This is a genomic window from Flaviramulus basaltis (assembly GCF_900114265.1).
In the GTDB taxonomy this organism is placed as follows: Bacteria; Bacteroidota; Bacteroidia; order Flavobacteriales; family Flavobacteriaceae; genus Flaviramulus; species Flaviramulus basaltis.
In genome coordinates, this window is record NZ_FPKV01000005.1 from 91,391 (window position 1) to 117,954 (window position 26,564).

At 35.7% G+C, this 26,564-nt stretch carries 30 protein-coding genes; all 30 read left to right on the top strand.

Going from position 1 to position 26,564, the window contains the following annotated elements; translation table 11 throughout:
- Positions 1-54: 54 nt before the first annotated feature.
- Complete coding sequence (locus BT151_RS16895; RefSeq protein WP_072403535.1) at positions 55-477, top strand: HYC_CC_PP family protein; 423 nt, start codon at positions 55-57, stop codon at positions 475-477.
- Between the two features lie 174 nt (positions 478-651).
- Entirely contained in the window at positions 652-1,233 is a 582-nt protein-coding gene (locus BT151_RS16900) for a helix-turn-helix domain-containing protein (RefSeq protein ID WP_072403644.1), read from the top strand.
- A gap of 72 nt (positions 1,234-1,305) precedes the next feature.
- Positions 1,306-1,734, top strand: coding sequence for a c-type cytochrome (locus tag BT151_RS16905; RefSeq protein ID WP_072403536.1), 429 nt, complete (start codon positions 1,306-1,308; stop codon positions 1,732-1,734).
- Positions 1,734-2,918, top strand: a complete 1,185-nt coding sequence (locus BT151_RS16910) for a porin family protein (RefSeq protein ID WP_072403537.1) — start codon at positions 1,734-1,736, stop codon at positions 2,916-2,918. The genes BT151_RS16905 and BT151_RS16910 overlap by 1 nt, the downstream gene beginning before the upstream one ends.
- A 22-nt stretch (positions 2,919-2,940) precedes the next feature.
- A complete protein-coding gene (locus BT151_RS16915; RefSeq protein WP_143144335.1) occupies positions 2,941-3,246 on the top strand; it encodes a hypothetical protein in 306 nt (101 codons plus the stop codon).
- A 156-nt stretch (positions 3,247-3,402) separates the two neighbouring features.
- A complete protein-coding gene (locus tag BT151_RS16920) occupies positions 3,403-4,011 on the top strand; it encodes a WG repeat-containing protein (protein ID WP_072403539.1) in 609 nt (202 codons plus the stop codon).
- Between the two features lie 17 nt (positions 4,012-4,028).
- Entirely contained in the window at positions 4,029-4,298 is a 270-nt protein-coding gene (locus BT151_RS16925) for a hypothetical protein (RefSeq protein ID WP_072403540.1), read from the top strand.
- A gap of 12 nt (positions 4,299-4,310) precedes the next feature.
- A complete protein-coding gene (locus BT151_RS16930; protein ID WP_072403541.1) occupies positions 4,311-4,529 on the top strand; it encodes a heavy-metal-associated domain-containing protein in 219 nt (72 codons plus the stop codon).
- A gap of 19 nt (positions 4,530-4,548) precedes the next feature.
- The gene (locus tag BT151_RS16935; protein ID WP_072403542.1) at positions 4,549-4,767 is read left to right on the top strand and encodes an SHOCT domain-containing protein; all 219 of its coding nucleotides are present in this window, start codon (positions 4,549-4,551) and stop codon (positions 4,765-4,767) included.
- 35 nt (positions 4,768-4,802) lie between these two features.
- Positions 4,803-5,618: a DUF3347 domain-containing protein gene (locus BT151_RS16940; protein ID WP_072403543.1), complete on the top strand. Its 816-nt coding sequence runs from the start codon at positions 4,803-4,805 to the stop codon at positions 5,616-5,618.
- Positions 5,619-5,770: 152 nt separating this feature from the next.
- Positions 5,771-5,986, top strand: a complete 216-nt coding sequence (locus BT151_RS16945) for an SHOCT domain-containing protein (protein ID WP_072403544.1) — start codon at positions 5,771-5,773, stop codon at positions 5,984-5,986.
- Between the two features lie 59 nt (positions 5,987-6,045).
- The gene (locus BT151_RS16950; RefSeq protein WP_143144336.1) at positions 6,046-6,462 is read left to right on the top strand and encodes a hypothetical protein; all 417 of its coding nucleotides are present in this window, start codon (positions 6,046-6,048) and stop codon (positions 6,460-6,462) included.
- Between the two features lie 50 nt (positions 6,463-6,512).
- Positions 6,513-6,788, top strand: a complete 276-nt coding sequence (locus BT151_RS16955; protein WP_072403546.1) for a DUF5676 family membrane protein — start codon at positions 6,513-6,515, stop codon at positions 6,786-6,788.
- A 4-nt stretch (positions 6,789-6,792) separates the two neighbouring features.
- Positions 6,793-8,070 (top strand): multicopper oxidase family protein, encoded by a 1,278-nt coding sequence (locus BT151_RS16960; RefSeq protein ID WP_072403645.1) that lies wholly within the window; start codon positions 6,793-6,795, stop codon positions 8,068-8,070.
- Between the two features lie 16 nt (positions 8,071-8,086).
- Positions 8,087-9,241 (top strand): hypothetical protein, encoded by a 1,155-nt coding sequence (locus BT151_RS16965; RefSeq protein WP_072403547.1) that lies wholly within the window; start codon positions 8,087-8,089, stop codon positions 9,239-9,241.
- A gap of 23 nt (positions 9,242-9,264) precedes the next feature.
- Positions 9,265-10,047, top strand: a complete 783-nt coding sequence (locus BT151_RS16970; RefSeq protein ID WP_072403548.1) for an AlbA family DNA-binding domain-containing protein — start codon at positions 9,265-9,267, stop codon at positions 10,045-10,047.
- A 64-nt stretch (positions 10,048-10,111) separates the two neighbouring features.
- Positions 10,112-10,750 (top strand): lycopene cyclase domain-containing protein, encoded by a 639-nt coding sequence (locus tag BT151_RS16975; RefSeq protein WP_245794907.1) that lies wholly within the window; start codon positions 10,112-10,114, stop codon positions 10,748-10,750.
- A 52-nt stretch (positions 10,751-10,802) separates the two neighbouring features.
- Positions 10,803-11,264: a universal stress protein gene (locus BT151_RS16980; protein ID WP_072403550.1), complete on the top strand. Its 462-nt coding sequence runs from the start codon at positions 10,803-10,805 to the stop codon at positions 11,262-11,264.
- Between the two features lie 52 nt (positions 11,265-11,316).
- The gene (locus BT151_RS16985; RefSeq protein WP_072403551.1) at positions 11,317-12,711 is read left to right on the top strand and encodes an NAD(P)/FAD-dependent oxidoreductase; all 1,395 of its coding nucleotides are present in this window, start codon (positions 11,317-11,319) and stop codon (positions 12,709-12,711) included.
- Entirely contained in the window at positions 12,711-14,045 is a 1,335-nt protein-coding gene (nhaA, locus tag BT151_RS16990; RefSeq protein ID WP_072403552.1) for a Na+/H+ antiporter NhaA, read from the top strand. Before BT151_RS16985 ends, nhaA begins: the two co-directional genes overlap by 1 nt.
- Positions 14,045-15,397 carry an APC family permease gene (locus BT151_RS16995; RefSeq protein ID WP_072403553.1) on the top strand — a complete coding sequence of 451 codons (1,353 nt, stop codon included), beginning with the start codon at positions 14,045-14,047 and terminating at the stop codon, positions 15,395-15,397. Before nhaA ends, BT151_RS16995 begins: the two co-directional genes overlap by 1 nt.
- Before the next feature lie 28 nt (positions 15,398-15,425).
- Complete coding sequence (locus tag BT151_RS17000; protein ID WP_072403554.1) at positions 15,426-16,439, top strand: type II glyceraldehyde-3-phosphate dehydrogenase; 1,014 nt, start codon at positions 15,426-15,428, stop codon at positions 16,437-16,439.
- Positions 16,440-16,450: 11 nt separating this feature from the next.
- Positions 16,451-17,512 carry a class I fructose-bisphosphate aldolase gene (locus BT151_RS17005; protein WP_072403555.1) on the top strand — a complete coding sequence of 354 codons (1,062 nt, stop codon included), beginning with the start codon at positions 16,451-16,453 and terminating at the stop codon, positions 17,510-17,512.
- An 11-nt stretch (positions 17,513-17,523) separates the two neighbouring features.
- Positions 17,524-18,882, top strand: coding sequence for a dicarboxylate/amino acid:cation symporter (locus BT151_RS17010; protein ID WP_072403556.1), 1,359 nt, complete (start codon positions 17,524-17,526; stop codon positions 18,880-18,882).
- Positions 18,879-19,799, top strand: a complete 921-nt coding sequence (locus BT151_RS17015) for an alpha/beta fold hydrolase (protein ID WP_072403557.1) — start codon at positions 18,879-18,881, stop codon at positions 19,797-19,799. Before BT151_RS17010 ends, BT151_RS17015 begins: the two co-directional genes overlap by 4 nt.
- Positions 19,786-20,760: an ATP-dependent 6-phosphofructokinase gene (locus tag BT151_RS17020; protein WP_072403558.1), complete on the top strand. Its 975-nt coding sequence runs from the start codon at positions 19,786-19,788 to the stop codon at positions 20,758-20,760. Before BT151_RS17015 ends, BT151_RS17020 begins: the two co-directional genes overlap by 14 nt.
- 76 nt (positions 20,761-20,836) lie before the next feature.
- Positions 20,837-21,916 carry a glycoside hydrolase family 130 protein gene (locus BT151_RS17025; RefSeq protein ID WP_072403559.1) on the top strand — a complete coding sequence of 360 codons (1,080 nt, stop codon included), beginning with the start codon at positions 20,837-20,839 and terminating at the stop codon, positions 21,914-21,916.
- Positions 21,917-21,977: 61 nt separating this feature from the next.
- Positions 21,978-24,227: a glycosyltransferase gene (locus BT151_RS17030; protein ID WP_245794908.1), complete on the top strand. Its 2,250-nt coding sequence runs from the start codon at positions 21,978-21,980 to the stop codon at positions 24,225-24,227.
- 50 nt (positions 24,228-24,277) lie between these two features.
- On the top strand, positions 24,278-25,540 hold the full coding sequence (locus BT151_RS17035) for an MgtC/SapB family protein (RefSeq protein ID WP_072403561.1): 1,263 nt from the start codon (positions 24,278-24,280) through the stop codon (positions 25,538-25,540).
- 17 nt (positions 25,541-25,557) lie between these two features.
- Positions 25,558-26,553: a 2-hydroxyacid dehydrogenase gene (locus BT151_RS17040; protein ID WP_072403562.1), complete on the top strand. Its 996-nt coding sequence runs from the start codon at positions 25,558-25,560 to the stop codon at positions 26,551-26,553.
- Positions 26,554-26,564 lie beyond the last annotated feature (11 nt).

The window sequence follows — 26,564 nt, forward strand, 5'->3', positions numbered from 1 at the left end:
TTTATTTAATTCATAAAAAAACTAAATGTTAAACATTAATGCCTACCTTCAAATGTGAACTCTTTTTTAACTAAAATATTATCCTTTTTTCTAGCAGTTTTTATACTGTTTTCAACCTCTTCATTTGCGGTAAATATGCACTTTTGCTGTAATAAATTGGTGGATATGGCCATTCTAAGTAAAGCGGAAGCATGTAAAGACAAAGTTCAAAAGAAAGATGTCTCGACCAAGAAATGCACAACATTTCAAGAAAAAAATTGTTGTAACAGTAGGTCATTTTTAAAAACAGGAGATGATATTATCAAAAAAGCCAACAATGAACTTCAGGCTGAAGACATCGTTTTCCTAAATACTTTTTTTTACACTTATATAAATCTATTTGAAGGACTAGATGAAAGTGTTGTTCCTTTTAAACATTACAGGCCGCCCTTGTTATTTAAGGACATACAAATTCTCCACGAGACTTATTTAATTTGATTTTCTACATCGCAGATTAAATTTAATCTACGTCTATTTTAGCCATTATTTCACTTCTGGCTAGCAAATTGTTGTACCCATTTCTCAACAACACTATTTACACCATTAATCTTGTAAAGGCTCCGTCTTTGCGAACTATTGAGTTTAAAACGCAATAGTAATACATTAAAAACTATGAGCACACCAAAGGAATTTTGGATTAAAAACATGGTATGCAATCGCTGTATAAAAGTCATTAGGCAAGAACTGATAGAACTTGGAGTAACTATACTTTCTTTAGAATTAGGAAGACTCTTGGTAGAAGCTCCTAACAAAACTAATGATGAAATTATTAACGCTGTAACAAATATACTTCACGCCAATGATTTTGAAATTGTACAGACTGAAGAGGAAATGCTTGTAGAGAGAATCAAAATTATTTTGATTGAAGAATTGCAAGAGTTGCCACTACATATAAAAGTAAAGACTTCTGAACTTTTAGCTTCTGCACTTCATCGTGACTATAAGACATTGAGCAAATTGTTTTCTGCTAATGAAAAGACCACTATTGAAAAATACTTTATCAAACTGAAAATCGAAAAAGTTAAAGAACTCATACAATTAAAGCAGTATTCTTTTTCGGATATAAGTTATTTATTGGATTACAGTAGTATAAATCACTTGTCAAGACAATTTAAAGAAGTTGTCGGAATGAGTATGACGGACTATAAAAACACAGAAAACTGGAAACGTAATTTCTATGATGAAATTATATAAATAACAACGAAAGTTATGTAAATGAAAAATCTGCAAGACCATTAAATTTAATAATTCTAAAAAACCAATAATATGAAAACAAAAAAAATCTTAATCAGTATCACATTTACTGGCTTCCTTTTTTTACTACTAGTAAGCTTTGTGAAAGCGCCAAAAAATGATTACATAACTGTACAACAAAAAAAATGGGTTGCACCCGCGAGTGCAGACAAAATAGTCAATCCTTTAAAAGGAGATGCTAATGCCGCTACTTCTGGCAAAAAACTTTATAAAGTCATGTGCTTTGTATGCCATGGTCCGAAAGGTAAAGGCGATGGCATGGCAGGAGCTGGTTTAACCCCTAAACCAACAGATTTAACCAGTGATGAGTTTCAATCTCAATCAGATGGTGCCATTTTTTGGAAAATTGCTGAAGGTAGAGCTCCTATGGCTAGCTACAAATCATCTATTCCAGAAAAAAAGCGCTGGGAAATTATTAACTACATAAGAACACTTAAATAATGAAAAAGCTAATTATATTATTAATGATTGTTGGATTTGGTCATATTACTTATGGGCAAACGTACAACAACTTTGAAACTGACAGCGTAACTGCGTCTCAGCCATTTAAGCCAAGTAAAACTCAGTTTATGATTAGAGGCTATGGCCATACTGGATTAAACTTTATGAATACCGAAGGCGAAAAGGAGTCTTCATACGTTGGTTCAGCCTTTGCTCCTATCTTTTTATTCAAACATTCAGACAGACTTATGTTTGAAGCAGAACTTGAATTTGGGCTTGAAGATAACGAACTTGAAGTAGGCTTGGAATACGCAGATGTTATGTATATATTAAATAAGAACATGACGGTTCGTGCTGGTAAATTTCTGCTTCCTTTTGGTACGTTTATGGAACGGTTACATCCTGCTTGGATTAATAGGCTTCCAACAACACCATTAGGCTATGGTCATGATGGAATTGCACCTTCATCAGGAATTGGAGTTGAATTAAGAGGTGCTTTTGATCTTGGAGGACCAAAACTTAATTATGCTGTATATTCAACCAATGGTCCAAGACTAAAGGACGGCAGTCTAGAACCCGAAGAAGCTGGAATGCTTATGTTTCAAAATTTTGAAGATAACAATACCAGTAAAGCTTTTGGAGGCCGTATTGGGTTATTGCCCTTTGCAGATTCATCCACCGAAATAGGCTTTTCTACATATTCAACAAGTAAAGTTGGAACGACAGATTCAGAATACGAAAATACTGGAGCATTTTTATATGCCTTTGATTTTGCTTTCATAAAACAAATACCCGCAATTGGTGGGTTTATTGATATAAAAGGACAGTATAATAATTCTGATATTGATGATGCTACTTATATTGAGATAGAGGATGATATAGAAGAAGAATATACTTTTGATAACAAGAGTGACTCTTTTTACGCTCAATTAAGCTACCGCCCTACAATGGCCAGCAATGATTTTCTGAAAAAGTTAGAACTAGTTGGAAGATATTCAAATCTCAATACACCAGAAGGTGCGGAATGGGAAGAACAATCCGACCAATATGCCTTCGGCTTAAATTATTGGTTAACCTGGAGATCGGTTATAAAAGTGGCATATCAGACAACGGACAGCGTTGGGGGTCATGATGGAGGTGGCACAGCAAATGGCTTCTTTATGCACTGGGCCATTGGATTCTAACAAACATAAAAACACAAAGATTATGAAAACAATACATAAAATATTTACCGTGGCAATACTGCTCTTCATTTCAGGAGGAACGATTGTTGGCTGTTCATCAACAAAAAACAATTATACAGCTGCAACAGATGTCCAAGAGGAATTTAAAATGGAAAAATCTGGCGCCCAAATGTGGGGAGAAGCCTGTAATAGATGCCATTTGGCACCTTCACCAGCCGATTATAATGACACAGATTGGAGCACTATAAGCTTGCACATGAGAGTTAGGGCAAATCTCGCTGAAAATGAAATTGCAAAAATTGAAACCTTTTTAAAATCTGCGAATTAATAGCTAGTAACCCATTCCCGTTACTATGGCTAATAGACTATTGGGAATGGGTTTATTAAAATGACTTATTATGAAATTATATAAATAAGAACGAAAGTTATGCAGATGCAAAACGAGAATCGTCACTAAATTTAACAAAACCAAAATCAATTTAAAATGAAAAAACTACTTATCATATTATTATTAATTCCCTTTATTGGAATTGCACAAACTTTAGAAGATTTAGAGTATATCTCGCCTTTTGTCGATGATGTAGCAGCAATTAAGAAAGGAAATGAATGGGCCTTTATAAATAAGAATGGCGACATAGTTATCGATTTTAGAAGTGACCTCGTATCGTCAAATATAGATGGAGAAAACTATCCGTTATTCTATAACGATAGATGTTTGATTGCACATCATAAGGAAGGGGTGCTGTATTACGGTTATATAAATAAAAAAGGGGAAACCACCATCATACCTCAATTCCTCAACGCTACTAATTTCGAAAATGAGAAGGCATTAGCGCTAACAGTTCATAAAGAGACCATTGGTTACAATGATATTTTCAACAAAGACGTGGTTAGCTACCATTATTTTGAAGTAGTTATAGATAAACAAGGAAAAACCATTGACCATTTAACTCAGTTGGCCATTCACATCTCACCCAAAAATAAGAATGATAAAAATCCGCCTGTCATTACATCCAAGCTTATTTCCAACGATTTAGTCTTGGTTCTAGACAAAAATAATAAGGGGACATTAAAAAAAATAAATAAACAATAATATCTAAAACTAATAAAATGAAAAAAAATCATTGGATATGGATGGTTATTGGTTGTGGCTTACCACTATTGTTCATCTTTTTAGCACCCTCATTTGGGATTGGAGGCGGTTCTTCCCTCTTCATTTTTATCATTTTTATGTTTGGCATTCATCTATTTATGCCTCACGGCTCGCATGGACATGGTGGGCATAAACACGATAGTGAAAATCATAAGGGTCACGACCATAAACAAAAAGAATCAACAGAGAAGCCAATAGAAAAACACAAAGGGCATCAACATCACTAAAAGCTAAACACAATGAAACAAAAATTTCAAATAAACGGAATCACTTGTGGCGGCTGTGTGGCAAGGGTCAAGATGACCTTAGAAAAACATCCCAAAATAGAGAAAGCGGAGATTTTCTTGGCACCTAAAGGAGCTACAATCATCACGATGAAAGAGGTCCTTTCAATTGCTGAGTTACAAAAGCAACTCAGCAAACTTATTGGATATACAATTACTGAACTAAAACAATAACAATTAAAACCTAAAAACTATGCATTTATACGACGGACATTTTGGAGGCATGCACCTAATATGGTGGATTATATGGTTCATCTTTATTATGTGGATATTCTTTATCCCAGTGGATATTCCATATCAAAAAACAAAAAAAGAAAGCCCACTGGATGTTTTGAAAAAGCGTTTTGCAAAAGGCGAAATATCCAAAGAAGAATTTGAAGAATCTAAAAAGATTTTGGAATTAAAAGATTAATTAAAAAAAACATGTAAAAAAACCATTAAAAAAAAATGAAAAAAAGAGTAATTATTAGCCTAGTATTCTTGGTAGGAATACTGCAATCAGCACAAACCGCATTCGCCCAAGCAAGTGATAAAACCAAACGGCAGATGTCTATTAACGGTAAAGGCGAAGTCTTAGATCGTGGAACAAAACTCGGCTATATAAGCAAGGAGGATATTGTCTATAACAACCAAGGAAAGAAACTTGGCTTCATAAAAAATGGTAAAGTAAATGATGCAGAAGGTAATTCATTAGGAAAAGTAAAAAAAGGAGGGCAATATTATAATGAGAGTGGACAACTAGTGCTTTCTGTTAAAGGGAACGATGAAAAATGTGAAATTTTGGACCCTAAAGGTCATGCTATAGGTTACGTTCATAAAAACTACAAACTTCATGCCTGTGCCATCCACTGCTTTTTTGGAGAGAAGAAGATAGGAGATGATATGGATGCCATAATATCAGGGTACCTGAACATTGAAAATGCCTTGGCTGCCGATAACAGCAAGTCTGCTCAGGAAGCGGCAATAAAACTACTGAATGAAGAAACTGCCCTGAATGAAACTTATATGAAAAAGACATTGGAGCAACTATCAAAATCCACGGAAATTAACGAACAACGAAATCAATTTGCGAATTTGTCCAAACAACTGTACACTGTTTTTAAGGAAATCAATTTAGCTGGAAAAACACTTTATTGGATCCATTGCCCAATGGCCATGGATGGTAATGGTGCTAATTGGCTAAGCCTAACCGAAAAAATCAAGAATCCTTATTTGGGTTCAAAAATGCCCAATTGTGGCTCGGTAAAAGAGACTTTAAAATAAAAACATCATTTGTGCATTTTGATTAATGTGTCACAATTCGAGCAATTTTTGATTGAAAATTGCTCGAATTGTAATCAAATCAAGTTTTAGATTTAATGGATAAAAACTCACAACAGATTAAAAAAAATTAATAAAATATCAAATTAAACATTATGCATTTACACAACGGACATTTTGGAGGTATGCACCTAATATGGTGGATTATATGGTTCATCCTTATTGTATGGATATTCTTTATCCCTGTAGATATCCCCTATCAAAAAACAAAGAAGGACAGCCCACTGGAAATTTTAAAAAAACGTTTTGAACAAGGCGAAATATCCAAGGAAGAATATGAAGAATCTAAAAAGATTTTAAAATCCGAATAATAAGTTTTAAATATTAAAATTAAATAAAAATGAAAACAACATTAAAAAGAACCGTAGGAGTGATATTGATAGCCCTAGTACTATCTTCTTGCTCACAAAAACAAGAAAATTCTATTAGTGAAATGCTTAAAGACCCATCACAACAAGAAAAGGTTTTAGCATTGATGACTGAAGATCACGACCTAGGTAAAAAGTATATTGGCAAGATGATGAATAATGACCATGCAACAGGCATGATGGTAGACGAGTTGGTAAGAGCTGCTGCAAATGACACCATTTTGGCAGGCAAATTAAGTACTATGATAACCAAATACCCCGAACTTATGGTTCTCACAAACCATCATTTTATGCCAATAATAGCTTCCGATGAACATTTAAGCGACACTTTTTGCGACCATGCCTTGGAGCATGATAATATAGCTAAATCAATGTGTCAGAAAATGAATGACAAAGAAGGAATGGAACCTTGTCATTAATTAGTAACTCTAATAATTAATTAAATACAACAATTTAAAACTAAAAACCTATGTATCGGTTAAACGTAAAAAAACTCGGCTTTGCTTTTGGGCTTACAGGAGCACTGATTTATTTGGGTTGTATGATCGTAATGAATACGGCAGGACAAGAAGGAACTATTATCTTTTTCAACAGCCTGTTGCACGGTTTAGATACAAGCCAGATAATAAGAATGGATATTCCCTTATTGGAAGCACTGTTTGGCATTGTTCAAACATTCATTCTGGGATGGCTTATTGGTGCTTGTATTGGCGCTTTTTATAATGCTCAAATTAAAAATAAATAAAATTATGAACAGAAGATATTTTTTAGCCACAGGAGCCGTATCAACAGCCGGAATGGTGTTTTTCCCTGGAAATTTATTAGCAGAGGAAGCAAAAAGCAATAATAAACTTGTACAACCATTGCCTTTTAAAATGGATGGTGAATGGAAAGAGTTTGAACTTTACATAGACATACATGTACATGAGCCCGCACCAGGATTTAAATACCATACGTTAGCATTTAATGATATGATTCCTGGACCAGAAATAAGAGTAAATGCTGGAGATAAGGTACGGGTAAAATTCATTAACAAAACAGATTTAAACCATACTATACACTGGCATGGTATGCATGTACCTTGGCGAATGGACGGTGTTCCATTTGTAACGCAATTGCCCGTAATGCCAAAAAATGAATTTATTTACGAGTTTGAAGCCCAACCAGAAGGAACACACTTTTACCACTGTCATTGGGGAACACTTATGCATATGCAAGCAGGAATGTTTGGTAGTCTTATTGTTGAAAATCCAAACGACCCAATTAAAAAGAAATTTTCTTATGAAAGAGAATATACTTTAGTGTATTCGGCTCACGATACCAATTATGTACGTGGAGAAATGAACGGAATGCTTGAGCGTATGAAGCAACAAAGTTTTCTTATGAAAGAAGGACGTTTTACACCTGAAGAATGGTCTGTTTTTGATAGCAAAGAGCAACTACAGGAAAGTATGTCAAACGGTTTCATTCCACCATACGTTAACAGCAGAAGATCTATGCCAGATTTACCACAGGCAAACTGGTTTACGGTTAATGGAAAATCGTACCCATCTACACCATACTTGTTTATTAAGTCTGGCGAGAATATTCGTGTTCGACTCATAAATGCTGGTGCAGAAATTCATCATTTACATTTACATGGTCACGATTTTTGGATGGTAGCCGATGATGGGATTCCTATAGATAACCCATGGAAAAGAAATACAGTAGCATTATCGCCAGGTAAAACATACGACATAATTATAGAAGGCAAAAACAGAGGTATTTGGACGTTTCATGATCATGACACGAGAAAAGTAACGAATAATGGATTGTACCCAGGTGGTAATTTATTGGCATTGGTGTATGAAGATTTACCTGCTGATGAATTAATTATCTCAAAACATTCAGGAAACCCTATGTATAATTCTAAAGCAGGCATGAGTGGTATGAAAGGAATGGACGCAATGAAAGATGGAGAAAAGGGCAATATGAATAAAATGATGTTTGGGCAGGATAAATTACCTAAAATAGCTCTAGACGAATAATTCTTAAACTAAAAAAATGAAAAAAATTATATATGTACTCGTATTTATTACAGGAGTGGTAAATGCACAGATTACCCCAGAGTTTGAAGTTGGGGCTAAAGGAGTCTTTTCTGGTAATTTTAATATAAATTCAGACGAGTCCAGCGCAGTAACAGATTTTTCTGATACTCAGTTATTACTAGGATTGCGTCAAAAACTTTATAACAATTGGAGGGCTCAATTTGTTTTAGGTCTTCAGTTTCCAGATGCTAACTCAAACTTAGGAGAAGTGTTTTACAATAACATCTTTATGAGAATAGAAGATGAAAAAAACATAGTAAAAGTAGGGCGTACCCTTGCCCAAACCAATCTAAATCAGTTTCCAACCTTAAGAGATGATGACGCAATACAGTTTACATATGCATTGAACCCGTTTTCAGATGGAGTCAATACACAACGAGATCAATATGCCAATGTACTTGAATATGCACATATTTTTAAACAAAGATATATTTTGTCTTTGCATGGCGAAAATTTTCACAACAGCTTAAACCCTAACGATTTTAAACTAAATTCTATGGGTTTGTCTTTTATGTACAAAGTACCATTCAGTCAAAAATGGGACCGGAATATTATACAAGAGATTGGCTTAAGTTATAATAATTATTTTACCGATAGACCGGGTTATTCTGATGATTTTAAATCTTCAATAAAGAATCTTGTTTTTTCGTCCACATTAAATTTAAAACCTGACCCTATAAATTTTATAGATTTTAAGCTGCAGGCCATACAAAACTTTGGTTGGGATGAAATTACCGCTTTAACCGATTATTTTGACTATACCAGAACACAATCTACATCGGTTTTTGGAACCTTAAGATATATGAAACGCAAACAAAAAAGACCTAATTACCAGTTTATGCTTGGAGGAGGCTATAAAAGCCTATCTAATTTAAATATGGATTCAGATCAATTTATAATGATGGCTAATAGCTTTTATCGAATGGGAGAAAATTTTGATGTAGGCTTACAATACAGGTTTACGAGTAATAATGGCTATACTAAAACATTATTTGGAAAAAACGAACACCGTATTCAATTAGCATTGGTTTACTCTTTTGATAAAATATTTAACAAGCAATTTGGCGATAGGGACCAAATCTTGAATTTAGAACATAGTTATATAAAATAACGCTATAAAAGTTTAAAAGGAAAATGGCAAAAATAAAGATCATATTAATACACTTATTGTTGGGAACAGGCGTGTTCTATTTCATAGTACACCCATTTACAATGGCCCTGTATTGGTTTGAATATAGCAATACGCCATTATCAACTTCACTTTTCATAGATACTTTAAATAAGAATTTTCTGAAATCTTTCAGTTTTGAAATGAGAGGAATGAGTACTTTATTAACCCTTTTTGGAAGCGCCTTAGGTTTGGTTTCTGGATTTTTTTGGAGCCAACTTAAAAAGAAGGACAATCTAATAAATGTACAACAGCGTTTATTGTATCGAGACATTGCCGAAATTATCGCAGATGGCGAAAATGAGATGGTAGAATTCAAGTCTTCCATACGCTATGACTATTATCGTAAAGCAACCAACCGCGACCTTGAAAAGGTTATTGCTAAAACCATCACAGGTTTTATGAATGCAAATGGTGGTAAATTAATTATTGGCGTAGATGATGATGGAAATGTTTTAGGATTAGAAAAAGATTTCAAAACCCTAAAGCACAAAAACAGGGACGGTTATGAGCGCGAAGTTTTCAGAATCATTTCTACACAATTAGGCCACGAAGCTTGTTTCAGCAATCACATTTCATTCTATAGTTTAAATGAAAAAGATGTGTGTTTAGTAGATATAGAACCTTCTGAAAAACCTATTTACGTTAGCGATACCGAAAATACCACCTTTTATGTTCGGACAGGTAACGCTACTTATCCACTATCGGTTAAAGAAGCTGTTAATTATTTAGAAACTAGAAAATCATAAAGTTATGCAATACGTCTGGTTTATATGGTCACTTATCATTCTTCTCCTATGGGTAATTATCTATATGTCAAAAAAAGGGGTTAGAAAAGAAATGCTAAAAATGAGCCTGATTACCATGCCGTTTGGTTTAACAGAACCATTGTTTGTGCCAGAATATTGGTTTCCGCCGTCGTTGTTTGATTTGGCAGAAAAAACAAGTTTCGATATAGAGAGCCTTATCTTTTCTTTTGCTATAGGTGGCATTGGCACGGTGCTTTACAACCTTATTTTTAAACGCAGCCTTGTCGAAATACCACATACTGAACGCACTCACCAAAGCCACAGATTGCATATTTACATTCTTTTTACACCAGTGATTGTATTTATTATTCTGGCGTTGTTTACTTCACTCAATCACATTTATTGTGGTGTCATAGCTTTATTTATCGGTGGGTTGGCAACGCTTTACTGCCGTCCAGATTTAAAAGGAAAAATATGGGTTGGGGGCATCTTGTTTATGGTACTGTACTTCATTTATTTTGGAAGTATCCTTCCGTTTTACCCCCTTTATGTGGAGCTGTACTGGAACCTTGACAACCTGACCCATATTCTTTTGTTAGGAATTCCTATTGAAGAATTGCTGTTTGCCTTCACTTTTGGAATGTACTGGTCAGGATTATACGAACACCTGTATTGGCGAAAATTAATAAAGGCAAAAGCTTAATAGCCTAAAAAACAAAAAAATAATTTAATGTATAACCTAAAAAACATATATCATGAAAATAGTATTAGCCATAGACGGTTCTGAACACAGTAAAGTTGCCGTTTCTCAACTTGGAGCTCTGCCATTACCGATTGAAACCGAAGTATGTGTTATAAATGTTTACGAACATACTATAATAGTTGGCCCAGCGCCTATTCCTATGGGAGGTTTTCCAAGCGATTATTATGAGGAAATGATGTCCAAAAATAAAAAATCTGCTGAAGAATTTGTTTCCAGTGCATCGAAATTGTTAAAGACTTTAAATCCCAAAATTAAAATAACAACCACTATTGTTAGCGGTCTTCCAAAAAGAGAAATTTTAGAAAAGGCAGAATCCTTTGGTGCAGACTTAATTGTGGTCGGTTCTCAAGGTCATGGAGCGTTTTCAAGCTTTTTATTAGGTTCCGTTTCACAATATTTAGCAACCCACGCCAACTGTTCAGTAATGATTGCGAAAGAAAAAGAGGAGAAGTAATGTATGGCTAACATCAATGCTCTAAAGAAAGATATCAAGTCTAAAATTAAATATGAAAGTTAACGACTCAAATAATAGTATAGGAGGATCTACTTGCAAGATAACAGATGAAATTTGCCTTCCAGATTCCAATGTACCTCGTGTTGTTATCATTGGTGGTGGATTTTCTGGTTTGGCACTGGTAGAAAAATTGAAGCATAAAGAAGTACAGGTGGTATTGTTCGATAAAAACAACTTCCACCAGTTTCAGCCTTTATTTTATCAAGTGGCAACGAGTGCTTTGGAACCTGATAGTATTGTATTTCCTTTCAGGAAACAAATCAATGGGTATAAAAATGTATTATTTAGACTAGCGGAAGTCGAGGAAATCCAACCCTCTTCAAACATCATTATAACCAATAAGGGAAGGGTTCATTTCGATTATCTCGTATTGGCAACTGGAACAACTACCAATTTTTTCGGTATGGAAAACGTCGAGTCCCATAGTCTTGGAATGAAAGACATACGTGATTCTCTAAATATCCGTCATATGATGCTTCAAAATTTGGAAGAAGCAGCCATTACCTGTGATGATAAAGAAAGGGATGCCTTGACCAATTTCGTTATTGTTGGTGGCGGTCCTGCTGGCGTAGAGATGGCAGGAGCTTTGGCTGAATTTTGTAAATACATACTACCAAAGGATTATCCGGAGTACCCTGCTTCCATTATGAATATTTATTTAATAGAGGCCATTGATGAGTTGTTAAGTACAATGTCTGACAAAGCATCTTCGAAAACTCTAAAATATTTGAAGGACTTAGATGTAAAGGTACTATTCAATGAATCGGTAAGCGATTATGACGGCTCAAAGGTCACTACAAAAAGCGGGAAGACCATTTTAGCCAAAAACCTAATCTGGACTGCGGGTGTTAAAGGACAGTTCCCAAAAGGTATAGATGAAAAACACGTGGTTAGAGGCAATCGTTTAAAAACCAATTTTTTTTTAATGGTAGAAGGTTATGAAAACATATTTGCCATAGGTGATATCGCAGCTAATATTTCTCAGCATACGCCCAAAGGGCACCCACAAGTAGCACAAGTAGCGATTCAGCAAGGCAAATGGTTGGGTGATTCATTACTAAAAATTATTAACAATGAAGGCGTAAAACCTTTTGAATATAAAAACAAAGGTTCATTAGCAACAGTAGGAAAACGAAAAGCAGTAGCTGATTTGGGGAAGTTCAAATTTGCAGGTTATTTCGCTTGGTTGCTATGGTCAATTGTACACTTATTATCCATAAGCGGATTTAGAAATAGATTGATGGTTGGTTTTAATTGGGCGGTAAGCTATTTCACATATGAAAAGAGCAACCGCCTAATTATTAGAAACTTTAAAAAAGAAACCAATAATGAACAAATAATACCAAAAACAGTTAATAAAGAAAAAATCAAACACACAACTCAATAATGCTGAAAAATAGAACATACAGTGCCATACGAAGCTTGTTTATTGCCATATCAAAAGGCTTAAACAATACAGGTATTGTACTTCTCATCACCGTTATCATTGCAATGATATGGGCCAATTCACCTTGGCAAGAATTATACCGAAGTTTAATGAGAACGGACATCTCTTTGGCCGTGGGTAATTTTGAAATCACAGAACCTATGCTGATTTGGATTAACGATGGGTTAATGGCTTTGTTCTTCCTACAGGTTGGTTTGGAATTAAAACGTGAAATATTAGGAGGGAAACTATCAAACCCTAAAAATGCAATACTTCCTATAGGTGCTGCTATAGGTGGTATAGTTTTTCCTGCATTTATCTATTTTCTGTTCAATACTTCGGGAGAAGCTTCTCAGGGATGGGGAATACCTATGGCAACAGACATAGCATTTTCCTTAGGTGTGTTAGCCCTTTTTGGAAAACGTTTGCCCGCAGCATTGCGAGTATTTTTAATAACACTAGCAATAGTTGATGATTTAGGTGGTGTACTGGTAATTGCGCTGTTTTATACCTCTGGTATCTCTACAATGGATTTGTTTCACGGCTTATTGTTCTTTGGACTTTTAATCATTGGAAATTATACGGGTATTAGAAATACATGGTTTTATGCCATTATCGGTATTGGTGGTGTTTGGTTAGCCTTTTTCTTTTCGGGTATTCATCCTACAATTGCGGGTATCCTTACGGCAATAGCAATTCCTGGAAGGGTAAAAATAAACAAAGAGACTTTTCTTAAGCGTTTAAGCACCTTGCACTCCCGTTTCCTGAAAATAAAACCTGTAAAAGGAACACTTATTTCCAACGAACAACTTGAAATATTAGAGGAAATTAAAGCCACGAGTTCGGAAGCCGAAACCCCACTTCAGAAATTGGAAAAGGCGTTACACCCAGTCGTAAGTTTTTTGGTACTACCGCTTTTTGCCTTGGCAAATGCAGGTATACATTTACACGGAGAAATAGGAAAAGTGTTGCTCAACCCTATTAGTTTGGGTATAGGTGCTGGATTGATTTTAGGGAAATTTTTAGGCATAGTATCTTTTACCAGACTACTTGTTGCCTTTAGACTTGCCAAATTACCAGATACTGTTAATTGGAATCAAATTTACGGAGTTGCCTTTCTTGGTGGAATAGGATTCACAATGTCATTATTCATCAACGAACTAGCATTTACGAACGAAGAATTTATATACACGGCAAAGGTGAGTATTCTTTTTTCTTCACTCATAGCAGGAATTATTGGTTCTATCATTTTAATAAATAATTCGAGAAAACCACAAAAACTAAAAACAGCATAATGACTAAGAACACCACAAAAGAAAACAATAAACTTTCCTTAATAGGTTCTATATCTCTAGGTACAGGCGTAATGATTGGTGCTGGGATTTTTGTTCTTATGGGACAAATAGCGGAGTTGGTAGGAGATTTATTTCCTATTGCCTTCATTGCTGGTGCTATTGTGGTAGGTTTCAGCTCATATTCTTATGTTAAGTTCTCAAATGCCTTTCCATCTTCTGGAGGTGTTGTCAAATTCTTTAATAAAGCCTATGGACCGGGAACCACAACTGGTGTCTTTTCTTTGTTAATGTATGTTTCAATGGTGGTCTCAGAAAGCTTGGTGGCGGGTACTTTTGGAGCCTACACGCTTCGGTTGTTCCCAGAAAGTTTTGCCAGTTACGCATCCATTCTCGCCATCCTGCTTTTGGTAACTGCCTATATATTGAATATTTTAGGCAATAAAGTTATTGGAGCAACCGCCACCTTTACAGCAATTATTAAGGTTGCAGGTATTGCCTTGCTCGCCATTGCGGGTCTAATAATTTCTGGGATTGCAGATATTACAGGGGATTATATTCCTGAAAATTCCGAAACTATGCCGCAAGGACTAGGTTTTGTAGCAGCACTAGCGTTATCAATTCTTGCCTATAAAGGATTCACAACAATCACAAATCAAGGTGGAGATATTAAAAACCCTCATAAAAACATAGGTCGATCTATTGTGTATTCAATCCTTATCTGCACTGTCATATATGTAGCATTGGCACTTGCTGTTGCAGGAGGTTTAAGTATTCCTGAAATAATCAAAGCAAAAGATTATGCCTTGGCTGCGGCAGCAAAACCTGTATTTGGAGAATGGGGATTATGGATTACCATAGCCATAGCAATTGTAGCAACATTTTCAGGCGTGTTAGCTAGTATGTTTTCCGCATCACGTTTATTGGGAATGTTAAGCAATATGAAACAAGTACCATCCTTAAAAAAACTAGGAAATTTTAAAAACCCTGCACTCATATTTACGGCTTCTCTTGCCATTTTACTAACTGTTCTCTTCGATTTAACGAGGATTGCTTCCATAGGAGCTATTTTTTACCTCATTATGGACATTGCTATTCATTGGGGACTTTTCCGTTATCTTAAAAAAGAAGTAAAATTTCAACCAATCATTCCATTAATAGCCATTGTAATAGATATAGCCGTACTCGTAGCCTTTCTTTATTTAAAATACTTGAACGATCCACTGGTACTTATCGTGGCGGCAATTGGAATTATCCTGATTCTTGTTGCGGAACGTTTTTTTATGAAGTCACATACAGATAATGAAGGTAATATGGAAATGGGAATGAAAAATTTAAGTAACAAAAAACAATAAAACAAAATTAATTAATAAAACAATACATATGAAAAATATAGCAGTAATAGGATACGGAGTCATTGGAAAAAGAGTAACCGATGCCATCAGTTTACAAGATGACATGAACCTTGTTGGGGTTTGCGATGTCATTAGCGATTGGCGTATACAGAACGCCGTGAGAAAACAGTATAATATCTATGCAGCAACCGTAAAAGCCGAAAAAGAAATGAAGGCTTCCGGCATTTCGGTAAAGGGAAACTTGCAGGATTTATTGAATAAAGTGGACCTTGTGGTAGATTGTACACCAAAAAGCATAGCGGCAAAGAATGTAGAGGTATATAAAAAACAAGGGATAAAGTTCATTGTCCAAGGTGGCGAAAAACACGAAACTACAGGCCATTCTTTTAGTGCTGAAAACAATTATCAATCAGCTCTAAATCTAGATGCTACAAGAGTTGTTTCCTGCAACACCACTTCTATCTTAAGAACATTGACCGCTTTAAAAAGAGCCGATTTATTGGATTATGCCAGAGGCACACTATTGAGAAGAGCAACAGACCCTTGGGAAAGCCATTTAGGTGGTATTATGAACACTATGGTGCCTGAAAAAGATATTCCGAGCCATCAAGGTCCTGATGCTAAAAGTGTTGACCCCGATTTGGATGTCATCACTTCCGCTGTAAAAGTACCCGAAACCTTAAGCCATATGCACTATTGGAACGTGAAGTTAAAAAAACAAGCTTCAAAAGAAGAAGTCCTTGATGCTTTTAAAACGTCTAGTCGTATCAAGCTAATTCAATATGATCAAGGCCTAGTTTCTAACAACACTATTAAGGAAATGTTTTTGGATATGGGAAGACCTTGGGGCGATATGTATGAAGTTGCCCTTTGGGAGGATATGCTGAAGGTAGTGGGCGATGAACTTTTTTATGCGTACGTGGTAGATAATCAAGCTATCGTAGTACCTGAAACAATCGATGCCATTAGAGCACTTACTGGAATTGAAACAGATGCAGCAAAATCCATTGCCAAAACCAATGAAAGTTTAGGAATTCATTAATTCTATTTAAAATGAAAACAGATATAAATATTACAGAACTATTAGGTGAAAAAGCGTCCTTCTATTTGAATCACGTTTGTGAAAAAATAACCAAGGACGAATTGCAAACACCTAGTAAAACGAGCCTAGACAAGGTATTTACTCAAAGTAATAGAAATCCGCAGGTACTACGAAGCCTTTCACAATTGTATAACCACGGAAATCTTGGTGGCACAGGCTACTTGAGCATCCTTCCAGTAGACCAAGGTATTGAGCATAGTGCAGCTTATTCATTCTATAAAAACCCAGACTATTTTGACCCAGAGAATATCATAAAACTCGCTATTGAAGCTGGCTGCAACGGAGTGGCTTCGACATTTGGTGTTTTAGGACTGAACGCTCGGAAATATGCCCATAAAATTCCCTTTATCGTAAAGATTAACCACAATGAGCTGCTTACCTATCCCAATAAATATGACCAAACACTTTTTGGCAATGTAAAAGCTGCTTGGAATATAGGAGCCGTTGCTGTGGGTGCTACCATTTATTTTGGTTCCGAGGAAAGTAACAGACAGCTTAAAGAAATAGCCGAAGCCTTCGAAGAAGCACATAATTTAGGAATGGCGACCATCTTATGGTGCTATACTAGAAACGAAGCTTTTAAAACTGAAAAAGAAGACTATCACACAGCTGCCGATATAACAGGACAAGCCAATCATTTGGGCGTTACCATTCAGGCAGATATCATCAAACAGAAACTGCCAACAAACAATTTCGGATTTAAAAACATCGAATTTGGAAAATATGATGATGCAATGTATGATACGTTGACGACAGACCATCCCATTGACCTATGTAGGTTACAAGTAGCCAATTGTTATATGGGTAAAATAGGATTGATTAATTCCGGTGGCGGTTCAAAAGGAGAGTCCGATTTAGTGGAAGCAATTACTACAGCGGTAATCAATAAAAAAGCTGGGGGTTCTGGGTTGATTATGGGAAGAAAGGCATTTCAAAAGCCCTTCGGCGAAGGCGTTGAAGTATTGCAATCCGTTCAGAAAGTTTATTTAGACCATAAAATAAGTATTGCATAACAAAATAAAAAATGTTCGAAACAGAAGTAAAATCACTTAAGTCACTAAATCACTATCTGGTAAAACTGGTAGAAAGCCGCTTATGGCTTAAGGTTATTATTGCTTTATTTTTAGGTGTTGGATTTGGATTGCTATTGAGTCCTCAAAATGGTTGGATTACCAAAGAAACAGCTGATGCTTTAGGAAATTGGTTGGCATTGCCAGGCGTACTCTTTCTAAAACTGGTACAGATGATTATGATTCCTTTGATTGTGGCTTCCATCATTACAGGAATCGCCAGCAATGATAAGGATAGTCTAAAAAAATTAGGTGGTGGCGTATTATTATATTTTCTGGGTACTACCATAGTTTCGGTAAGTCTGGGCGTTATCCTATCACAACTTTTTAGACCTGGTCGTTTTTTACACCAACAATCGCTATCGGAACACAACGAAATAATGACTACCTCTACGGAAGATGCCGAACTTTCTTTTGGGCTAGAAAATATTCCAGATGCTATTTCAAATCTGCTTCCCGAAAACCCCTTGGCCTCTATGGTAAATGCCGATATGTTAAGTATTGTGATTTTCACAATTATTATTGGTGTGGCTGTGTTGTCACTTGATGCAGCTTTACTACGCCCAGTAAAGGTGCTCTTAAGTGCCATTCAAGAAGTCTGTATGACGGTGGTGAAATGGTCTATGTTGTTAGTTCCTGTTGCTGTTTTTGGGCTTATGGCACAGCTTACTTCTAGTGTTGGTTTGAGTTCTCTTTCAGGACTAGCCTACTATGTTGGGGTGGTGTTGCTCGGTCTATTGATACTGGTGTTTTTCTATTTAGGATTAGTTCTTCTTATTGGAAAAACCAACCCAATGTATTTTCTGAAAAAAATAAGAGATGTTCAACTATTGGCCTTTTCAACCACAAGCTCTGCGGCTGTGATGCCCTTATCACTACAAACAGCGGAAGAAGAACTAAAAGTAGATAAAGCCATTAGCAATTTTATCATTCCCATTGGTGCAACCGTCAATATGGATGGAACGGCGCTCTATCAAACTATAACGACTCTTTTTATAGCTCAAGCCTATGGACTGGAAATGAGTTTACTAAATATTATTGTGGTCATCGTAACCATAGTAGCTGCTTCCATTGGCACCCCAGCTATTCCTGGAGGAGGCGTGGTTATACTCGCTTCTGTTTTAGGAAGTGTTGGTATTCCAGCGGAAGGCATCATAATCATCATTGGTGTAGAAAGATTGCTCGGAATGTTTAGGACTGCTGTTAATGTAACTGGTGATTTGACTGCCTGTATGGTTTTCAATAGATTCTATGGTAAAACCCCAGTCTTGGAAAGTGAAAAAACAAATGATAAATCAAGTTCAAAACAATGACACTTCTACTCATATTCATATTGTTCATTCTTCCCGTTGTAGCTATAGCAAGCTATCAGCATTACAAGATTAGTAAGCAACCAGTCTATAATGCCAAAGAAACACTGTTGAATTATGAAATAATAGGCTCTGGAGAAAACAAACTTATTTTGTTACACGGTTTAACAGGCTCATTGCATTATTGGAAACGCAATTTAGAAAGTATTACAACTACACATAAGCTACTTTTAGTCGACCTGCTAGGTTTTGGTGATTCGCCAAAACCACAAAGTGATTATTCCCTTTCAATACAATTGCAAGCTCTTGAATTGATTCTAAACAAAGAAGAATTCAATGATGGCAAAACAATTATTGCGGGACATTCTATGGGAGCTATGATTTCATTGGCACTATTGGAAAAGCAACCAATTTGGTTCAAAGCAGGAATTTTTATAAGCATACCCGTTTATAAAGATACAAATGAATTTAAGGAAATTATGTCATCCCATTCATTTGTAGATAGGATTTCAACAAGCAAATTCTCGAAATACATTTGTATGATTCATCCCATTTTTATGTCACGCGCATTCAAGCCTGATAACCTAACAGATGAAGTTTATGAAGATGCAAAAAAGCATCATTGGCAGAGTTATTATTATTCTCTTACAAAGGTCATCTTGAAAACAGATTTATATGCGATGGCAAGGAAAATTGAGGCAAAAGATGTGCTTTTTATTCACGGAGAAAAAGACACCACTGCGCCTTTAGAAAATGCCATAAAATTATCAAAGGAATTTAAAAACGCACAAATAATTACTTCATTTGAAGGAGACCATCAGTTCTTTCTGAAAGAAGCAGAATTTGTTTGGAGCACAATTCAAGATTTTACTAATTCGGAAAAAAAGTTACAAAAAACAATATCTAATGAGCACAAATAAAATTAAACATATAGGCGTATTCACATCTGGAGGCGACAGTCCTGGGATGAACGCTGCATTGTACGCTATTACAAAATTCGCAGAAGTAAATGATATAAAAGTGAGTGGTTTTCGGAAAGGATATGAAGGATTAATCGATGGTGATTTAGTTCCATTGAAATCACACGAATTACAAAAAATAACCCAAAAAGGCGGTACAATATTAAAAACAGCACGAAGCAAACGATTTCTTGAATTGGAGGGTCGTAAAAAAGCATTGCAAACTCTAAAAGCAAATAACATAGATGCTTTAATTGCTATTGGTGGCGATGGTACTTTTAAAGGTCTATTGGCTTTTTCAGAAATATGCGACATCCCATTTATAGGTATTCCTGGGACTATTGACAACGATATTTCTGGCACTGATTATACCCTTGGTTTTGATTCCGCAGTAAACACAGCCATTGAAAATATTGATAAAATAAAAGACACTGCCGAATCTCACAACCGCGTATTTATTGTGGAAGTAATGGGAAGGGATTCCGGTTATATTGCCATACATTCAGGACTGGTGGTGGGTGCCGATGCTGTTTTAATACCTGAAAGTGGTAAAGATTTTATCTACTTACTAAGTAAAATAAAAGATTATGAAAGTGAAGATGCCTTTTTAGTAGTGGTTTCTGAAGGCGATGAAATCGGTGCCGAACTAGTCGCATCAAAAGTTAAGGAAATCAACCCCAGTCTTGACTTACGTATTACAAAATTAGGACACGTACAACGCGGTGGAAATCCGTCAGCTTTAGATAGAATGTTGGGTATTAGACTTGGAGTGGCAGCTGTGAAAACAATTTTACAAGGCAAAAAAAATGAAATGGTAGGAATCTTAAATAATCAATTACATCTAACCTCTTTTAAAGAAGTAGTCAAGCAACATCAGGTTAATGATGAATTAATGGAACTTTTAGAACTTTTCGGTAAATAAAAACAAGAAAATGAAAACGATATTATCAAGCTAAAGGACAAATACAACCGGGAATACCCAAAATAAATGTAGCAATATGGAACATACACATCAGATTAATACCAAGATACTCGTAGAAAAAAAAGGAATACTGCTCAGTCCCACCAAAAATCCCTTTGAAAGCAACGGCGTACTCAATCCCGGAATATTTCAAGAGGGCGAAGATGTGCATATTTTTTACCGTGCAGTGGAAGACGGCAACTTTTCCACCATAGGATATGCCAAAACAAATGAGTATTTAGATCTTATAGAAAGGAAAACGAGTCCACTTATAACAAGAGAATTCGACTATGAAAAACATGGTGTGGAAGATGCACGCATCGTTAAAATCGAAGACACCTTTTATTTAACATATACAGCTTATGATGGTGTTAATGCTATGGGTGCGTTGGCAACTTCCAAAGACATGATACATTTCGAAAAAAAAGGCATCATTACCCCTCCTCTGAATTACAAGGAGTATAAATTTCATTTAGAACACTGCAATCAAGGTAGACTCAATCCAAAATATTTTCATTATTACAACCTTTTTGCCGAAATAGGCATGGTAGAGGAAGAACATAGGTTGTTAAGGGACAAGGACATTGTACTCTTTCCCAGAAAGATAAACAATAAGTTTATAATGCTACACCGTATATGGCCCGGAATACAAATAGTCCAGTTTGAAAACTGGAAAGACCTTACCAAATCATTTTGGGAAGATCACATAAAGAATCTTACCAATCATATCCTTCTGGATCCGTTCTATGATTTTGAAGTTAATTATCTCGGAGCAGGATGTCCACCCATAGAAACAGAAGATGGTTGGCTGATGATTTATCACGGCGTTTGTGAAACAAACATCGGAAAAACGTATCACACGGCCGCTGCCCTCTTGGATATCAATGATCCCAAAAAAGTAATTGGACGGTTGCCTTATCCCTTATTCTCCCCATCAATGGAATGGGAATTAAAAGGAGTTGTAAACCACGTTGTATTTCCTACTGGAACAGCCTTATTTGATGATGATCTCCATATATATTATGGGGCGGCAGATAAACATACGGCAGTGGCCAAGGTAAGCCTACAAGAATTATTAAATGAATTAAAAAAACAGACTAAAAATGAAAACACATAAAATTTTATTCGTTTGTTCCTATCCTCCACGCGAATGCGGAATTGCTACTTTTTCAAAAGATTTGATTACGTCTCTAAAAAACTGTTTTGGTGCTACCATGCAAATCGAAGTTTGTGCACTAGAAAATGAATGTTGCGATATGGATGATTATCCAGAGGAAGTTTCATATAAAATAAATGCCCAAGAGTTAAGTTCATTTTTCAAAGTAGCGAATAAGTTAAATGAAAGAGATGATATTGGGATGGTTTGTGTACAACACGAATTTGGACTTTTTGGAGGTGACTATGGTAGCCATTTAATAGCTTTTCTGCTTAAGTTAGACATTCCCATCTCTTGTGTGTTCCATACGGTTCTTCCCCATCCAGATAAAAAACGGACCAAAATTGTGCAGGCTTTAGGTGACCTCACCGAGAAACTTATTGTACTAACAAACAAATCTGCAGAAATTCTAGAAAGGGATTATCACATAGATAAAAACAAAATAGCTATCATACCTCACGGTACCCATATTGTACTATGGAAAGAAAAACAAAGACTAAAAAATAAATATGGCTTTCAAAATAAAAATGTGCTCTCTACGTTTGGGTTATTAAGTGAGAATAAAAATATAGAAACAGCACTTCGTGCATTGCCAAAAGCAATTCATAAATTCCCAAACACAATTTATCTGGTTTTAGGTAAAACCCATCCTGAAATAATAAAAAGAGAAGGTGAAACATATAGGGATTCACTCATAGCAATGGTCGATGGTTTAGGCATTAAAGACCATGTTATTTTTATAAATGAATATCTGGAACTAAACAAATTATTGGAATACCTATCCTTATCCGACATTTACCTATTCTCATCAAAAGACCCCAACCAAGCGGTAAGCGGTACTTTTTCTTATGCCATGAGTTGCGGAAACCCAGTTATATCAACTCCAATTCCACATTCCAAAGAATGCCTTAATCCAAGTACTGGTATTTTATTGAATGATTTTGAAAATCATCTCGAAATGAGCAATGCTATTATTGACTTGCTAGAACAACCTCTAATAGCATCATCAATGGGAAAAAATGCTTTTACTAAAATGCGCGCTTTTAGTTGGGAAAATGCGGCCATTTCCTATTCCGATATTTTTCAGGAGTATTTGCAATATGACGCCCCTTTGGATTTTAGTTTACCACCCATAAAAACCGATCATATTGAAGATATGACCACTCATTTTGGCATGCTTCAATTTTCGAATTTCAGTGAGCCGGATACGTCTTTTGGTTATACGCTTGATGATAATGCCAGGGCATTAATAGCAATGCTTATGTATTATAAGCGAAAAAGAACTAACAATGTCTTACAACTAATTGAAATTTATATGGATTTCATCGTGTTTTGCCAGCAAGACAATGGCCTGTTCTACAATTATGTAGATTACAAAGAGCAATTTACCGAGCAAAATACAGAAGTGAATTTAGAAGATTCCATTGGCAGAACTATTTGGGCACTTGGCTATGTATTGTCTAATACAGAAAACCTACCAAAAGGTTTAGTAACCAAATCCGAAAACTGTTTTAAAAGCGTCATACAAAATGTAGCAAATTTTAAATCCCCAAGAGCCATTGGTTTTATATTAAAAGGACTTTATTATTATCAAGAAAATGAATCCAAAATCCAATATAATGAAATAGCGGAAACATTGGCCGAAGAGCTCCTGCGTATTTTTCATATAAGCAATGATAAAGAATGGGTATGGTTTGAAGATTACCTAACCTATGCAAACAGTGTATTGCCAGAAGCCTTATTATATGCATGGCTCATTACAAAAAATAAAAAATACAAGGACGTTGCCGAAACTACCTTTGACTTTTTATTGTCACAATATTTTATGAAAGGGGAAATCAAAGTCATATCCAATGATGGATGGTTCCACAAAAGAAACAAACGCACCTTTCATGGTGAACAACCCATTGAAGTGGCTTATACTATTCTTTCATTAGACATCTTCTATAAGGTTACCCATAAAAAGAAATATGCCAAACAATTACATACTGCATTTAGCTGGTTTTTAGGCAATAACCATCTCAAGCAAATTATGTATAACCCTGTTAATGGTGCTTGTTATGATGGTCTTGAAAAAGAAAATATAAATATCAATCAAGGGGCAGAATCCAGCATTTGCTATTTGATGGCCCGCCTTATTGTTGAACAATATCCATTGGGGACAAAGCAGACCATAATACCACCCAACATCAAAACCTGGAATGAATTTGGCGCAATAAAAAAAAGGAGGAAAAGGTCAACACATAAAATTGAAACTGTAAGTGAAAAATAATGTAGGAAATCTAAAAAAGGTATTTCCTGTAGATACAAAAGTTTAAAACAATGACAGAAGCCTTAAAAAATATGAATCCCTTTATACTTGGACTACTCATCAGTCTGGGTATTGGTCTTATTCTCGGCTTGGAACGTGAATACGACAAACTGAAGGAAGAACAAGGCTTTGCCGGAATAAGAACCTTCCCGATTGTCGCCATTATTGGTTTTATCTTAGGAAATCTTTCCACAGCCTATACGTCTTGGTTGGTCATTATCATTTCGGCAGCATTTCTTTTGTTTCTGTCTTTCAGTCACCTTTCCTTAGTACAAAAACATTTAATGACTGGTATTACCACCAATATGGCATTGTTCGCTACATTAATTTTAGGTGTTATGGTTGCTAATCATTTGCACAAGGAAGCAGTTGCCACCGCAGTAATTGTGGTTACATTATTATCACTAAAAACTACCTTTAATACGTTCATTAAAAATATTACTTCAGAAGAGCTTTTTGCTTTTATTAAATTTTCGATTATCGCACTACTGATTTTACCTTTTCTACCAAATCAAGACTATGGACCAGAAGGTTTACTTAACCCTTTTGAGATTGGAGCAATTATAGTGATTGTCTCTTTTCTGAATTTCATCGGCTACTTTCTCGTAAAATATGTAGGCTCTAAACGAGGAATTTTGCTCACTGCAATTTTAGGCGGATTAATTTCAAGTACAGCAGTAGCTTGGATATATTCTTCGAGAAGTAAGGAATCGCCAGAGCTTTCAAAAGAATATGCTGCGGGTATTATTATAGCTTCAGCAATAATGTTTCCAAGGCTTGCGGTGTTAGCCTATATTTTCAATAGTGCCATACTTTCTTATTTAGTCGTTCCCTTTATCATCCTCACGCTTATTTGTTTGATAAGTGCACTTCTGTTTATTAAAAAAGATGCAAATGTTCCAAAGACGGATATTAATTTAGGTAATCCACTTAATATCCTGAATGCTCTTGGGTTTGGCGGTATTTATGTGGTTATCCTATTTGCAGTTTTTTATGGAAATCAATTTTTTGGCGAAAGTGGTTTATACTATTCAGCCCTTATTGCAGGATTAGCAGATACAGATGCGATAACCATAAGTATGGCAAAATTTGGCGCTGTGGAAGACAAACTTACGCTCGCAACCAATGTCATTATTACAGCAACTATAAGCAATATGATAGTGAAGCTGGGTATTACCTATTTTAAAGGTTCCAAAAAAACTGGAAAACTCGTGATGCTCATTTTTGGAAGTGTGGTTATCGTGGGTATAACCTATATTTTAATACAGTTATAGAATTTAAAAAAAGAAGAATGAAGACAACGGTATTCAGTACCCACAAATTTGAAGAGTCCTATTTGGTATCCGCAAATAAGAGCAAGCACGAGCTTAACCTCCTTGAAGTACGGTTGACCGAAAACACAGCTTCCTTGGCACAGGGCTCAGAGGCTATCAGTTTGTTTACAAGTGATGATGCCTCGGCAGAAGTACTGGAAAAGTTAAGTGCCTTGGGCGTTAAGTACATCGCCCTTCGTACCGCAGGGTATAACAACGTAGCTACTGAAAGAGCAGCTGCACTGGGTATAAAAATAGCCCGTGTCCCCGCCTATTCACCTTATGCCATAGCAGAACATACAATGGCTTTGATACTCGCATTGAACCGAAAATTAATCAAGGCTCACAATAGGGTCAGAGATATGAATTTCTCATTGAACGGTCTAACGGGTTTTGACCTTAACGGAAAAACAGTTGGCGTTATTGGAACTGGAAAAATCGGTACCATCCTTATAAAAATACTGCACGGCTTTGGCTGTAAAATACTTGCCCAAGATGTAACAGAAGATAAAAATCTAATCAATTCTTACGGCGTAAGCTATACAGAATGCGAAACCATCTGTAAGCAAGCCGATATTATAAGCCTGCACGTACCTTTAGTCCCTTCCACCAAACATATGATTAATGCCAAACATATTTCATTTATGAAACAAGGCGTCATGCTCATCAATACCAGTCGTGGAGGATTGGTAGATACCAAAGCTGTTATTGAAGGACTAAAGACCAAAAAGATTGGCTATTTCGGGATTGATGTTTATGAGGAGGAGGAGGGATTGTTCTTTGAAGACCATTCTGATGACATTTTGCAAGATGATGTGATTGCTAGATTAATGACCTTCAACAATGTTTTGATAACCAGCCATCAAGCCTTTTTAACTGAAACAGCATTGACAAACATTGCCGAAACCACAATATACAATCTAGATTGTTTTGAAAAAAATAAACATTCTGGAAATGAAGTTGGCATAGCTTAATTTATAAATCA